Genomic DNA, 13,649 nt, shown 5'->3' on the forward strand with positions numbered 1-13,649 from the left:
GCCTGCGCCACCACGCCGGCGCCGCTCACCGCGCCGCTGCTGACGGCGGCGGCCTGCGCCCTGCTCGCCGCGGCGAGCGGTGTGCCGCGGCCGGAGCTGGCGGTGTGGCTGCTGGTGGCGCCGTTCGGCACGCTGCTCGCGCTCGTGGACGTACGGGTGCACCGGCTGCCCGACCGGCTGACGCTGCCGCTCGCCGTGGCGCTGCCGCTGCTGCTCGCGGGCGCCGCGCTCTCCCCGTACGCGGCCGGCTCCTGGCCGACCGCCCTGCTGGGGGCGCTGGTGCTCGGCGGCGGCTACCTCGTGCTGTTCCTGCTGCACCCCGACGGGATGGGCTTCGGAGACGTGAAGCTGGCGGTGCCGCTGGGCGCGGCCCTCGGCTGGTACGGCTGGGGCGTGCTGTTCGTGGGGGCGTTCGCGGGATTCCTGCTGGGCGCGCTGTACGGGCTGGGGCTCGTCCTGGCCGGCCGCGCGGGGCGCGGCGCGGCGATCCCGTTCGGGCCGTTCATGATCGTGGGCGCTCTCCTGGGGCTGCTGCTCGGCGCGTTCACCGCCCTGTCGTGAGGGCCCTCCCTAACATCACCCCGTATGCCTCATATGCCGCATACATGGGCCAGTGATTCGAAATCGCCCCTCGAATACCCGAAGCCGGCGCCCCCCGACCCCTCCGGCCGCCCGGAGGGGCGACACGCGCCAACGACGCAAAGCATGCCAAGCACGCCAACGACGCCAGGCACGTCAACGACGCAAAGCACGCCAAGCACGCCAACGACGCCAAGCACGCCAACGACGCCAGGCACGTCCGCACCCTGGTACCGGCGGCCGGCCGCGCTGCTCCCCTGGGCCTGGGCCGCGGCGCTGTGCCTGCTGTACGCCACCGTCGCCGTGCGCCGTCACGTCCTCATGCGCACCACCGGCTACGACCTGGGCATCTTCGAGCAGGCCATCCGCGCCTACGCCGAGTTCCGCGCGCCCGTCGTCCCGTTGCGCGGCGAGGACTTCAACCTCCTCGGCGACCACTTCCACCCCCTGCTCGCCGTCCTCGCCCCGCTCTACCGGCTGTTCCCCTCGCCCCTCACCCTCCTCGTCGCCCAGTCCGCCCTCCTCGCGCTCGCCGTCGTCCCGCTCGCCCGCTGGGCCGTGCGCGCCGTCGGTCCGCGCGGCGCGCACGCCGTCGCCGCCGGGTACGGACTGAGCTGGGGCGTCGCCTCCGCCGCCGCCTTCGACTTCCACGAAGTCGCCCTGGCCGTACCGCTGCTCGCGTTCAGCCTGGAGGCCCTCGGCCGGCGCCGATGGCGGGCCGCCGTCGCCTGGGCCGCTCCGCTGCTGCTCGTCAAGGAGGACCTGGGCCTCACGCTCGCCGCCGTCGGCGCGTACATCGTGCTCAAGGGCCGTACGGACGCGGCGTACCTCGGCATCGGGACCGTCGCCGCCGGGCTCGCCGGCTCGCTCCTGGAGGTCAAGGTCCTGCTGCCCGCCCTCGCGCCCGCCGGCGGCTACGCCCACGGCGGGCAGCTCGCCGACGCCCACGGCTCGCTCCTCTCCGCGCTCGCCCACGGCCCGCTCGACCTGCTGCGCCCCGACATCAAGGCGACCACCCTGATCCTGGTCTTCGCCCCGTCCGCCCTGCTCGCGCTGCGCTCCCCGCTCGCGCTGATCGCCCTGCCCACCCTGGGCTGGCGCATGGCCTCCGAGAACGGCTTCCACTGGGGCACCGCCTTCCACTACAGCGCGATCCTCATGCCGGTCGTGTTCGCCGGGCTCCTCGACGTCCTCGGCCGCGAGACCACCGCGGTCGGACGGACGCCCGCCGCCGAGGCCGCCGCCGGACACGCGCGGGCCCGCGAGACCGCCCGCCGCAACGCCAGGGCCGCGCTCGCCACCGTCCTCGCCGTGACCGCCGTCCTCATCCCCTCCTTCCCGCTCGCGCAGCTCGCCCAGCGGGCCACCTGGCGCACCACCTCGCACGTGGAGGCCGCCCGCGCCCTGCTCGCCCGGATCCCCGACGGGGCGACCGTCGCCGCCTCCAACCGGCTCGCCCCGCAGCTCACTTCGCGCTGCACGGTGGTCCTCTTCCCGACCTTCCCGGTCGACGGCAGGCTCTACGAGTACCGTCGCGAGGACCTGCCGCGCCCCACCGCCGAATGGATCGTCCACGACCCGCGGGCCCCCGAGGCCTGGCCGTACGAGGAAGGCCACTGGCCCTATCCCCTGGAGCAGCAGCTGGCCGAGCTGGCGGCCGCCCGCCGGACGTACGGGTACGAGGTGGTCGCCGTCCGCGACGGGATCACCCTCCTGCACCGCGCCGGCCGCCCGGCCGGCTCCGCCGGCACCTGAGACGGCCCGCGCCGACGCGGCCGGCACCCGACACCGCCCTCAGGCGTGCGGGCCCACCGTCACCGGCCCCACCGTCAGCTCGGCCCGGCCCTCCAGGAGCTCCGCCACGCGCTCCGCCTCCGCCCCCAGGTCCCGCAGCCGGGCCGCCGACAGCTTCCGCAGCGGCTCGACGGTGACGACGATCCGCTTCCCCGAGCGACGCTGGTGCCACACGCCCGCCACCGTGCCGTCGACGAGGAGCACCGGATGGTTCCCGGCCTGGCCGCGCCCCAGCGCCCGCTCGTACGCCGCGCCGGGGAAGAGGCGCTCGCGCGGCTGGGAGGCCACGGCGAAGGCGTCGAAGTAGGGCAGCAGGCGCAGCCCGCGCGGCGGCCGCTCGTCCGGGAAGTCCGTGTCGCCGGCGGCCACCCAGGCCGCCGCCCCCTCGAAGGACACCTCCTCGATCCGGCCGGCGGCCGCCAGCGAGCCGAACAGCTCCGTCGCCCAGCCGCCCGGCGCCGCCAGCCACCGCGCGAGGTTCCCCGGCGTCGCCGGGCCGTACGCGCGCAGGTAGCGCTCCACGAGCCCGCCCAGCGCCCGGTCGCCGGTCAGGGGCCGCACGCCCGGGTGGGTGTACGTGACCTTCCGGCCGCGGTCGGGTCCGAAGCACAGCACCCCGCGGTGCGCGGCCAGGTGCGTCACCTGCCGCCAGCGGGGCCACTTGTCCTGGAAGGCCTCCATCACCCGCTCGCCCGCCCACGGGCCGGTGCGGGCCACGATCGCGTCGGTCAGCTCGTCCACGGTGAGCTCCGCGCCCGTCAGCGCGTCCGCGATCGCCGCCACGACCTCGTCGGTCTGCGCCGCGGTCAGCCGTACGTGCGGCGGGTGCCCGTTCGGCCCGGCCGGAAGCGCGGACAGCGCGCCCGTCCACAGGGGCAGGTCCTCGGCGGGCAACAGGTGCACGGTGCCGCGCGGCCCGAACGTCTTGACCAGCGTGCGGTCCCGCCACAACGCGGCGCGCACGTCCGCCCGCGTGCCCTCCGCCCGGCGCAGCGCCACGGACAGCTCGGCCGCCGAGAGGACCTGGGCGTGGGCGCCGAGCATCGCGGCGGCCACCGGGGCCGGCGGCGCGTCCGCGGGCCGGTCGAGGAACTGGCGGCGGATCCGGCGGGCGTCCGCCTGCGGCCAGGTGACGTGGAGCGGCGTGGAGGTCGTCATGCGCCGACCGTAGGAGCGATACAGGTCGAGAACCGTCCGCCTCGCCCTTCCGCCCGCCGTCCTTCCGCCCGCGCCTCACCCTTCCGCCCGCCGTCCTTCCGCCCTCCTCGCCCTTCCGTCCGCCGCCGCCGCGTCAACCGGGCGACCCGGCCGGAGGGTCCCCCGTGGGAAGTACCGATTCCGCCGCCACGCCCGGGCGCAAACCCGCCACACACCTTCACAGCCCTTGTGTCCCTTGGGATCCGGCGCATCCGACGGCGATCGTTCGGCCCGGCGGGCACACAGCACGACTAATGAAGGGTTATGGTGGAAACCCCCCCTCGGGCCGGTCCGTATCCCCCCCACGGACCGGCCCGTTTTTTGCCCCCCTACGGACCGGCCCGCTTTTTGCCCGCCCACCTGCACCGGCCCCGGTGGACGCTCGCGGACGCCTCGCGGACGCCCCGCGGGCCGGGGACTCAGCCCCGGGCCGCCCAGATGTTGGTGCCCGCGGTGTCGACGGCGAAGGAGTCGATCTCCTTCAGCTCCTCGTCCGACAGCGGCGCCCCGGCCAGCGCGGCCACGTTCTCCTCCAGCTGCGTCACGCTCGACGCGCCGATCAGGGCCGAGGTCATCCGCGGGTCGCGCAGCACCCAGGCCAGCGCCAGCTGGGCCAGCGACTGCCCGCGCCGCTGCGCGATGTCGGCGAGGCCGTGCAGCCGGCGCAGCACCTCGTCGGACAGCAGGTTCGGGTCGAGGGACTTGCCCTGGGTGGCCCGCGAGCCCTCCGGCACGCCCTTCAGGTACTTGTCGGTCAGCAGGCCCTGCGCGAGCGGCACGAAGGAGATGCAGCCCATGCCCGCCGCCTCCAGCGTGTCGAGGAGGCCGTCCTCCTCCGTCCACCGGTTGATCATCGAGTAGGACGGCTGGTGGATCAGGGCGGGGACACCCATCTCCCGGAGGATCCGGGCGGCCTCGGCGGTCTGCTCGCTGGTGTACGAGGAGACGCCGACGTACAGGGCCTTGCCCTGCCGCACCGCGGACGCCAGCGCGCCCATCGTCTCCTCGAGCGGAGTGTCCGGGTCGAAGCGGTGCGAGTAGAAGATGTCGACGTAGTCGAGGCCCATCCGCTTCAGGGAGGCGTCCAGCGACGACATCAGGTACTTGCGGGAGCCCCACTCGCCGTACGGCCCCGGGTGCATCAGGTAACCGGCCTTCGTCGAGACGATCAGCTCGTCCCGGTACGGCGCGAAGTCCTGGGCGAAGATCTTGCCGAAGTTCAGCTCGGCCGAGCCGGGCGGCGGCCCGTAGTTGTTCGCCAGGTCGAAGTGGGTGACGCCCAGGTCGAAGGCGCGGCGCAGGATCGCCCGCTGCGAGTCGAGGGTGCGGTCGTCGCCGAAGTTGTGCCAGAGGCCCAGGGAGATGGCGGGGAGCTTCAGCCCGCTGCGGCCCGTACGCCGGTACTCCATGGCGTCGTAGCGCTCCGGGGCGGGGCGGTAGAGGGGGGAATCAGTCACGTATCTCTGCTTATCACGGACTTGTGACAGTACCGGGCTGGGAGCCGGTCACCCCTCCGCAGTAATGTGGCGGCTTCGGGGGCCGACACTGCATGGAGGGGTAAAGAACAGTGAACCTGCGCGACCTGGTGTACGGGCTCTACGCACGCCGGGTGGAAGGCCGCCTCGACCACGCCCAGGTGCCCAAGCACATCGGCGTCATCCTCGACGGCAACCGGCGCTGGGCCAAGGCCTCCGGCGGTACCCCCGAGCAGGGTCACAAGGCCGGCGCGGACAAGATCCAGGAGCTGCTCGGCTGGTGCGCCGAGACCGACGTCGAGGTCGTCACGCTCTGGATGCTCTCCACCGACAACCTGAACCGCCCCGAGGAGCAGCTGGTCCCGCTGCTCGCGATCATCGAGGACGCGGTACGGGCGCTCGCCGCCGACGGCCGCTGGCGGGTGCACCACGTCGGCACCCTCGACCTGCTGCCCGCGCGCACCCAGTCCGTCCTGAAGGAGGCCGAGCAGGCCACCCTGGACAACACCGGGATACTCGTGAACGTCGCCGTGGGCTACGGCGGCCGTCAGGAGATCGCGGACGCGGTCCGCTCGCTGCTCCTGGAGCACGCCGAGCGCGGCACCAGCTTCGAGGAGCTGGCGGAGACCGTCGACGTCGAGCACATCTCCGAGCACCTCTACACCCGCGGCCAGCCCGACCCCGACCTGGTGATCCGCACCAGCGGCGAGCAGCGCCTCTCCGGGTTCATGCTGTGGCAGAGCGCGCACTCCGAGTACTACTTCTGCGAGGTGCACTGGCCGGCCTTCCGCAAGGTCGACTTCCTGCGCGCCCTGCGCGACTACGCGGCCCGGCACCGCCGCTTCGGCAACTGAGGCGTACCGGCGGGGACCGGAGCGGACCGGACCGACACGGACCGGGAGCCGACCCGGCGCGGACCGGGAGCCGACCCGACACGGACCGGGAGCCGACCCGACACGGACCGGGAGCCGACCCGGCGCGGGCGGCGGCGTGACGCCGCGAACCGCGGCGCGAACCGTGGCGCGGCTCCGGCGCGGGCCCGGCGCACCGGTCCGGACCGGCGCACCTGGCCGGACCGGTGTGACCCGACGCCACCTGGCGCCACTCGACGCCACCTGACGTGACCTCACGCCCGTCCCGAGAACCCGTCACCCTCCGTTCACGGATCCGCCGTCATATGCCATGGCATGACGGCACGTGTTCGAGGGCATATCCCAGGTGAAGTGAGCGGCACGGAGACCGCCACCCGGGAGGCCCTTTGCACCAGGACGACCGTGCAGGACGTGCACGGACGAAGCGGAGGGCCGGTGCTCGGCCCGCGCATCGTGGCCAGAGCCCGGTCCCATTCCGCCGCGACAGCGGTTCCGCCCATCGATCTTCCGCCGGGGCGGACCTGTCGCAACCCCGACCTCTCAGGGGTCCTCGAAGGGGGTCTGTCCTTCCGTGGTGACCAGCACTAAGCGCCGCTTGTCCGACAGGCGCACCTACGTTCTCGACACCAGCGTCCTGCTGGCCGACCCCAAGGCGATGTCCCGGTTCGAGGAGCACGAAGTGGTGCTCCCGATCGTCGTCGTGACCGAGCTGGAGGCCAAGCGCCACCACCCCGAGCTCGGCTACTTCGCGCGGCAGGCGCTGCGCCTCCTCGACGACTTCCGGGTGCGCTACGGGCGGCTGGACGCCCCGCTCCCCATCGGGGACCTGGGCGGCACCCTGCGCGTCGAGCTCAACCACTCGGACCCCGGAGTCCTTCCGGCCGGTTACCGGCTCGGGGACAACGACTCGCGGATCCTCGCGGTCGCCCGCAACCTGCAGGCCGAGGGCTACGACGTCACGGTCGTCTCCAAGGACCTGCCGCTGCGCATCAAGGCCTCCTCGGTGGGCCTGCTCGCCGAGGAGTACCGGGCGGAACTCGCGATCACGGACTCCGGCTGGACCGGAATGTCCGAACTCGCCCTGTCCGCCGACCAGATCGACCTGCTCTACGACCAGGAGACGCTGTACGTGCCCGAGGCGGCCGAGCTGCCCGTGCACACCGGTCTCGTGCTGCAGTCCGAGCGCGGCAAGGCGCTCGGCCGGGTCGCCTCCGACGGCTCGGTGCGGCTGGTCCGCGGCGACCGGGAGGTCTTCGGCATCCGCGGTCGCAGCGCCGAGCAGCGGATCGCGCTCGACCTGCTGCTCGACCCGGACGTCGGCATCGTGTCGATGGGCGGCAGGGCCGGCACCGGAAAGTCGGCACTCGCGCTGTGCGCGGGCCTGGAGGCGGTCCTGGAGCGCCGTCAGCACCAGAAGGTGATGGTCTTCCGTCCGCTGTACGCGGTGGGCGGGCAGGAGCTCGGCTATCTGCCGGGCACCGAGGCCGAGAAGATGAGCCCGTGGGCGCAGGCGGTCTTCGACACCCTCTCGGCCGTGGCGGGCCGCGAGGTCATCGAGGAGGTGCTGAGCCGCGGGATGCTGGAGGTGCTGCCGCTCACGCACATCCGCGGCCGTTCGCTGCACGACGCGTTCGTCATCGTCGACGAGGCCCAGTCCCTGGAGCGGAACGTACTGTTGACCGTTCTGTCCAGGATCGGGGCGAATTCCCGGGTGGTGCTGACCCATGACGTCGCCCAGCGCGACAACCTGAGGGTCGGCCGCTACGACGGAGTCGTCGCCGTGGTCGAGAAGCTGAAGGGGCATCCGCTGTTCGCCCACGTCACGCTGACCCGTTCCGAGCGTTCGCAGATCGCCGCGCTCGTGACCGAAATGCTGGAGGACGGTCACATCTGACCCGATCCGCCCCCTTGTGGGGCAAAGGAGTTGGCGCCGCCCGGCAAAGCGCGAGAGCTTAGCCGGGCGGCGCCGCGCTGTCCGCCGTATCGGCCAAATCCCGTGCGTCCACCCAGGTGTGAGCTTTCACACGCAACGCGGAATTGCCTTGCGGCGTTTCCGTCCGGCAAAGTCTTGCTTCCGTCAGGCCCCGCATACGGCACACGTGCACCTTCAGAGGTGCTGCACCACACAACTCAACAACCGTTCGCCGTATGCCGCCCACAGCACCACGGGCCCGTGTCTTCTGTGACCCACAGTTCGGAGACCAGCGCCAGGGGCACGATTTCGCCCGCGTGGTCACCTGTGCGGGCGATGCTGGAAGGAAACCGTGTGAGCCGGATCTCGGTCCGGGGATTCGCGGTGGCTTCGGCCACTGCGGTCACCACTGTCGGCGCCGTCGTCGGTGTTGCCTCGGGCAACGCGGCGCAGGCCTCGGACGACAACTTCGAAGCCACCGCGGCCGACACGACGCTGCTCGCGGACATCCCCGCGGGCGAGCAGGCCCAGGTACAGGTCTCCTCCCTCGCGGAGCAGGCGAACGTCCAGGCAGCCGCCGCCGACTCCCTCGCGCGCAAGTCCGCCGAGGAAGCCGCCCGCATCCAGGCCGCCAAGGACGCCGAGGCCAAGAAGAAGGCGGCCGACAAGGCCGAGAAGGAGCGCAAGGAAGCCGAGGAGCGCGCCAACCGCTCCGCCGTGCGCGACGCCTCCAGCTTCTCCGCCCAGGGCTCGTACACCATCGCCGAGGTCAAGGCCATCGCCCGGCAGATGATCCCGGCGGACCAGTTCCAGTGCTTCAGCAACATCGTGGACCACGAGTCCGGCTGGAACTACCGCGCCGTCAACCCCTCCTCGGGCGCGTACGGCCTCGTCCAGGCCCTGCCCGGCTCGAAGATGTCGTCCGCCGGCGCCGACTGGCAGACCAACCCGGCCACCCAGATCAAGTGGGGCCTCAGCTACATGGACGGCCGCTACGGCAGCCCCTGCGGCGCCTGGTCGTTCTGGCAGGCCAACCGCTGGTACTAGGGCCTGCCCGGCGGATCGGGGCCGGCCAGGCCCCGGACGCCCGTCCGTCTCTTCCGGATCGCGGCCGGACACGTCGGCCGCGCCCCGCGAGCCGCTCCCGGTATCCGTACCGGGCCCCGCTCAACCTCGCGAAGCCCCTCGCCGTCCCTCGGTGAGGGGCTCACGCGTGCGCGGGGTGTAGGTTCGTGGGCCCGGAGGGGGAGAGGGAAGAGCATGTCGAGACTGCCAGGATGGCTGCACCGGCTCGGTGACGGACTGAGCCGCGTGGGCGACCGCCTTGACGAACGCCGGGCGGCGGCCGAGCGCGACTCCGCCGCCCTGGGCGAGCCGCCCGCGGCCACCGCGCCGGACGGGTCCGCCGCGCCCGGGGCCGGCCCCGGCCCGGCCGCGAAGTCCGCCCCCGCGAAGACCCCGGCCACGGCAGCGGCCTCCGCGGCGGGAGCCGTCGAGCCGACGTTCGTCGAGCCGACGTCCGCCGAACCCGCCTCCGTGCCCGCGCCGCCCGCCTACGCGCCCGCCGTCGCCGCGCGGCCCGACCCGGTCGCCGCGATCCCGTGGGGCATGCGGGTCGCCGCCGAGGCCGGCTGGCGGCTGCTCGTCCTCGCCGGCACCGTCTGGGTGCTGATGAAGGTGATCAGCTCCGTCCAGCTGGTCGTCCTCGCGTTCGTCGCCGCCCTGCTCATCACCGCGCTGCTCCAGCCCACCGTCGCCCTGCTGCGCCGCAAGGGCCTGCCCCGCGGACTCGCCACCGCCGTCACCGCCGTCTCCGGCTTCGTGATCATGGGACTGGTCGGCTGGTTCGTGGTCTGGCAGGTGCTGGACAACGTCGACAGCCTGTCCGACCGCGTCAAGGACGGCATCGAGGAGCTCAAGCGCTGGCTCCTCAACAGCCCCTTCCACGTCACCGAGCAGCAGATCAACGACATCGCCAAGAACCTCAGCGAGGCCATCGGCGCCAACGCCGAGCAGATCACCTCCGCCGGACTCCAGGGCGTCACCGTGGTCGTGGAGGCCCTGACCGGCATCCTGCTCGCCATGTTCTCCACCCTCTTCCTGCTCTACGACGGGAAGAAGGTCTGGGAATGGACCCTCAAGCTGGTGCCCGCCCAGGCCAGGCCCGGCGTCGCCGGCGCCGGCCCGCGCGCCTGGCGCACCCTCACCGCGTACGTCCGCGGCACGGTCCTCGTCGCCCTGATCGACGCCGTCTTCATTGGCCTCGGCCTGTGGTTCCTCGACGTGCCGCTGGCCGTGCCGCTCGCCGTGTTCATCTTCCTGTTCGCGTTCATCCCGCTCGTCGGCGCCGTCGTCTCCGGCGCCCTCGCCTGTGTCGTCGCGCTCGTCACCAACGGGGTGTTCACCGCCCTCATGGTGCTCGTCGTCGTGCTCGCCGTGCAGCAGATCGAAGGCCACGTCCTCCAGCCGTTCATCCTCGGCCGGGCCGTGCGGGTCCACCCCCTCGGCGTCGTCCTCGCGGTCGCGGCCGGCGGACTGACCGCCGGCATCGGCGGCGCCGTCGTCGCCGTCCCGCTGGTCGCCGTCGCCAACACGGTCGTCGGCTACCTCCGCGCGTACAGCACCGAACAGGCCCTGCGCGCCGCGCCCGAGCCGCGCGGCGCGACCGCGTACGAGGTGGCGCCCACCCCGGCGCCCGGCGCGGCCGGCCGCCACCCGGGAGGACAGTCGTGATCTCCGAGCCCGAACTCGTCGGCGGCGGGGGCTTCCCCGACCCCGCCGGCCCGCCGCTCCCGCAGCCGCCGCCCGCCGCCGGCCAGGATCCGGCCGGACCCGCCGGCCCGCGTGCCCGCCACCCCTGGCTGTGGGCCCTGGGCGGCGCGGTGGCGGCCTCGGCGGTGTGGGCCGGCGGACTCTCCGCGTACGACCGGTACGGGCAGGACGCCGGGCCCGACCTCGGCGGCTACCGCACCGACCGCGACCCCTGCGAGGTGGCCCGGTTCGACGGTCTCGTCTCGGCGTTCGGCGCCAAGGGGCCCGCGGTGACCGAGCCGCGCAAGGTGGACCGCCCCGCCCTCTTCGACTGGGACTGCACCGTCACCCTGGCGTCCAAGCCCGTCGGGTACACGGTGGACGTCAGCTACCGCCTGCACCGGAAGACCGATCCCGGCCCGGAGTTCGCGGACATCATGGAGGACCCGCAGCTCGGCGGCGGCGGTGAAGCCGTCGGCGGCGTCGGGGAGAGCGCCTACTTCGGCGGCCTCTACGGCGACAACTCGCTCCGGGTCCTCGACGGACAGGCCGAACTCGGCCTGGCGCTCCAGCCGACCGACGACTGGGACGAGGAAACGAACCTGCCCAGGGAACTGCCGCAGCTGGACCCGGCAGCCATCCGGACGTACCTGGTCGAGGACATGCGCCAGCTGATGGCGGCGCTCAAGAACTGAGCCCGGCGGCCGCGCGGCCGACCCGCGGGCCCGGCCCGGTCCGCGGACGCCGAAGGGCCCCGGGGTTCACGGAACCCCGGGGCCCTTCGGCGTAGGTGCGCGGTACGGGCCGGAACTACTCGGCCAGGACCGCCTCGGCGTCCAGCGTCACGCCGACGGCCTGGATGACCGCGGCGATCTTGACGGCCTCCTGGATCGTCTCGCGGTCGACACCGGCCTTGCGCAGGACCTGCTCGTGCGAGTCCAGGCACTGGCCGCAGCCGTTGATCGCGGACACGGCCAGCGACCACAGCTCGAAGTCGACCTTCTCGACGCCCGGGTTGCCGATGACGTTCATCCGCAGACCGGCGCGCATCGTCCCGTACTCCGGGTCCGACAGCAGGTGCCGGGTCCGGTAGAAGACGTTGTTCATCGCCATGATCGCGGCGGCCGACTTGGCGGCCTGGTACGCCTCGGGCTTCAGGTTGGCCTGGGCCTCCGGCTCCAGCTCCTTCAGGACCTTCGGCGAGCGGGAGGCGATGGCGCAGGCCAGCACCGTGCCCCACAGCTGCTGCTGCGGGAGCTCGCTGTTGCCGATCACCGAACCGAGGTTCAGCTTCAGGTCCTTGGCGAAGTCCGGTATGGCGGCCTTCAGCTCATCGAGCGCCATGCTCACTCACCGGCCAGGAGCGCGGCGGCGTCGAGGGTGTCCTCGCCCTTGTTCCAGTTGCACGGGCACAGCTCGTCGGTCTGCAGGGCGTCGAGGACCCGCAGGACCTCCTTCGGGTTACGGCCGACGGAGCCGGCGGTCACCATGACGAACTGGATCTCGTTGTTCGGGTCCACGACGAACACGGCGCGCTGCGCGAAGCCGTCCTCGCCCTCGACGCCGCAGTCGCGCATGAGCTCGTGCTTCGAGTCGGCGAGCATCGGGAAGGGCAGGTCACGCAGGTCGGCGTGGTCCTTGCGCCAGGCGTGGTGCACGAACTCCGAGTCACCGGAGACACCGAGGATCTGGGCGTCGCGGTCGGCGAACTCGTCGTTCAGCTTGCCGAAGGCGGCGATCTCGGTCGGGCAGACGAAGGTGAAGTCCTTCGGCCAGAAGAACACCACGCGCCACTTGCCCTCGTAGGACTTGTGGTTGATCTGCTCGAACTCCTTGCCGCTCTCCAGCGACACGCAGGCGGTCAGGTCGTAGGCGGGGAACTTGTCACCGACAGTGAGCACGCGCTCTCCTTGCAGGGTCGGAAGGATCCCTTTTGGGGTCTTCCGTGAGGGGTTGGACGTCTCACATCCTGGCACGGAGTGCATTGATCAGTGAAATAGCTAGACTCGGTCGTGTTGATCGAAGGTGGTTATCAGTGGTTTCCGTGCGTCGGGTGAAGCAGCCCAGCCTTTCCCAGCTCAGAGCATTCGCGGCGGTCGCGGAGCATCTCCACTTCCGGGACGCGGCGGCGGCCATCGGCATGAGCCAGCCGGCGCTCTCGGGCGCGGTTTCGGCTCTCGAAGAGGCACTCGGTGTCCAGCTCCTCGAGCGTACGACGCGCAAGGTGCTGCTCTCGCCCGCGGGGGAGCGGCTCGCGGTGCGGGCGCACGCCGTGCTCGACGCCGTGGGCGAGCTGCTGGAGGAGGCGGAGGCGGCGCAGGCGCCGTTCACGGGCGTGCTGCGGCTCGGCGTGATCCCGACGGTCGCGCCCTATCTGCTGCCGACGGTGCTGCGTCTCGTGCACACCCGCTATCCGGAGCTCGACCTCCAGGTGCACGAGGAGCAGACCTCCTCGCTCCTGGAAGGGCTGGCGGCGGGCCGGCTCGACCTGCTGCTGCTCGCGGTCCCGCTCGGCGTGCCCGGCGTCACCGAACTCCCGCTGTTCGACGAGGACTTCGTCCTGGTCACGCCCGAGGACCACCCGCTGGCGGGGCGGGCCGACATCCCGCGCGAGGCGCTCAGGGAACTCAAGCTGCTGCTGCTCGACGAGGGGCACTGCCTGCGGGACCAGGCCCTCGACATCTGCCGCGAGGCGGGCCGTACGGAGGGGGCGCCGGTCACCACCACCGCGGCGGGCCTGTCGACGCTGGTGCAGCTGGTCGCCGGAGGCCTCGGCGTGACCCTGCTGCCGCGCACCGCGGTGAAGGTCGAGACGGCCCGCGACACCGCCCTGTCGGTCGGGGACTTCGCCGATCCGGCGCCGTCGCGGCGGATCGCCCTGGCGATGCGGACGGGAGCGGCCCGCCAGTCCGAGTTCGAGGAACTGGCGGGCTCGCTCCGGGACGCCATGAAGCGCCTTCCGGTACGCATGGCCCCGGCGGCCCCGGCGGCCCCGGCGGCCCCGGCGGTTCCGGCGGGCACGGACGCCTGACGGGCCCGGCGGCCCCGGCGGCCCCGGCGGGCACGGAC

General features: G+C 72.9%; 12 protein-coding genes. 8 read left to right on the plus strand and 4 right to left on the minus strand.

Annotation, left to right across the window (positions count from 1 at the left end; translation table 11 throughout):
- On the plus strand, positions 1 to 561 hold a 561-nt coding region (locus ESG85_RS04210; RefSeq protein ID WP_164986162.1), incomplete at its 5' end, for a prepilin peptidase.
- Between the two features lie 321 nt (positions 562 to 882).
- Positions 883 to 2,334, plus strand: coding sequence for a DUF2079 domain-containing protein (locus tag ESG85_RS04215; protein WP_246094800.1), 1,452 nt, complete (start codon positions 883 to 885; stop codon positions 2,332 to 2,334).
- 39 nt (positions 2,335 to 2,373) lie between these two features.
- Here the strand turns inward: ESG85_RS04215 and ESG85_RS04220 are convergent, their stop codons facing one another.
- Positions 2,374 to 3,531 (minus strand): winged helix DNA-binding domain-containing protein, encoded by a 1,158-nt coding sequence (locus tag ESG85_RS04220; RefSeq protein WP_128976654.1) that lies wholly within the window; start codon positions 3,529 to 3,531, stop codon positions 2,374 to 2,376.
- 458 nt (positions 3,532 to 3,989) lie between these two features.
- On the minus strand, positions 3,990 to 5,027 hold the full coding sequence (gene mgrA / locus ESG85_RS04225; RefSeq protein WP_128976655.1) for an L-glyceraldehyde 3-phosphate reductase: 1,038 nt from the start codon (positions 5,025 to 5,027) through the stop codon (positions 3,990 to 3,992).
- Between the two features lie 110 nt (positions 5,028 to 5,137).
- Here mgrA and ESG85_RS04230 point away from each other — a divergent pair, with 110 nt between their 5' ends.
- From ESG85_RS04230 to ESG85_RS04255, 5 genes are all read left to right on the plus strand, one after another.
- Complete coding sequence (locus tag ESG85_RS04230; protein ID WP_128976656.1) at positions 5,138 to 5,899, plus strand: isoprenyl transferase; 762 nt, start codon at positions 5,138 to 5,140, stop codon at positions 5,897 to 5,899.
- Between the two features lie 589 nt (positions 5,900 to 6,488).
- Complete coding sequence (gene phoH2, locus ESG85_RS04240; RefSeq protein ID WP_181018958.1) at positions 6,489 to 7,811, plus strand: RNA 5'-3' helicase PhoH2; 1,323 nt, start codon at positions 6,489 to 6,491, stop codon at positions 7,809 to 7,811.
- Between the two features lie 372 nt (positions 7,812 to 8,183).
- Positions 8,184 to 8,876, plus strand: a complete 693-nt coding sequence (locus ESG85_RS04245) for an aggregation-promoting factor C-terminal-like domain-containing protein (RefSeq protein WP_128976659.1) — start codon at positions 8,184 to 8,186, stop codon at positions 8,874 to 8,876.
- 213 nt (positions 8,877 to 9,089) lie between these two features.
- Positions 9,090 to 10,562: an AI-2E family transporter gene (locus ESG85_RS04250; protein ID WP_128976660.1), complete on the plus strand. Its 1,473-nt coding sequence runs from the start codon at positions 9,090 to 9,092 to the stop codon at positions 10,560 to 10,562.
- Positions 10,559 to 11,275 carry a hypothetical protein gene (locus ESG85_RS04255; RefSeq protein WP_128976661.1) on the plus strand — a complete coding sequence of 239 codons (717 nt, stop codon included), beginning with the start codon at positions 10,559 to 10,561 and terminating at the stop codon, positions 11,273 to 11,275. Before ESG85_RS04250 ends, ESG85_RS04255 begins: the two co-directional genes overlap by 4 nt.
- 115 nt (positions 11,276 to 11,390) lie before the next feature.
- Here ESG85_RS04255 and ESG85_RS04260 read toward each other — a convergent pair whose 3' ends face one another.
- Together ESG85_RS04260 and ESG85_RS04265 are read right to left on the minus strand one after the other, a co-directional pair.
- Positions 11,391 to 11,924, minus strand: coding sequence for an alkyl hydroperoxide reductase (locus tag ESG85_RS04260; protein ID WP_128976662.1), 534 nt, complete (start codon positions 11,922 to 11,924; stop codon positions 11,391 to 11,393).
- A gap of 2 nt (positions 11,925 to 11,926) precedes the next feature.
- Positions 11,927 to 12,481, minus strand: coding sequence for a peroxiredoxin (locus ESG85_RS04265; RefSeq protein WP_128976663.1), 555 nt, complete (start codon positions 12,479 to 12,481; stop codon positions 11,927 to 11,929).
- Between the two features lie 152 nt (positions 12,482 to 12,633).
- On the opposite strand from ESG85_RS04265, the gene ESG85_RS04270 reads away from it, so the two are divergent.
- Complete coding sequence (locus ESG85_RS04270; protein WP_246094801.1) at positions 12,634 to 13,611, plus strand: hydrogen peroxide-inducible genes activator; 978 nt, start codon at positions 12,634 to 12,636, stop codon at positions 13,609 to 13,611.
- Positions 13,612 to 13,649 lie beyond the last annotated feature (38 nt).

It is taken from the genome of Streptomyces roseicoloratus (assembly GCF_004117935.1).
Taxonomy (GTDB): domain Bacteria; phylum Actinomycetota; class Actinomycetes; order Streptomycetales; family Streptomycetaceae; genus Streptomyces; species Streptomyces roseicoloratus.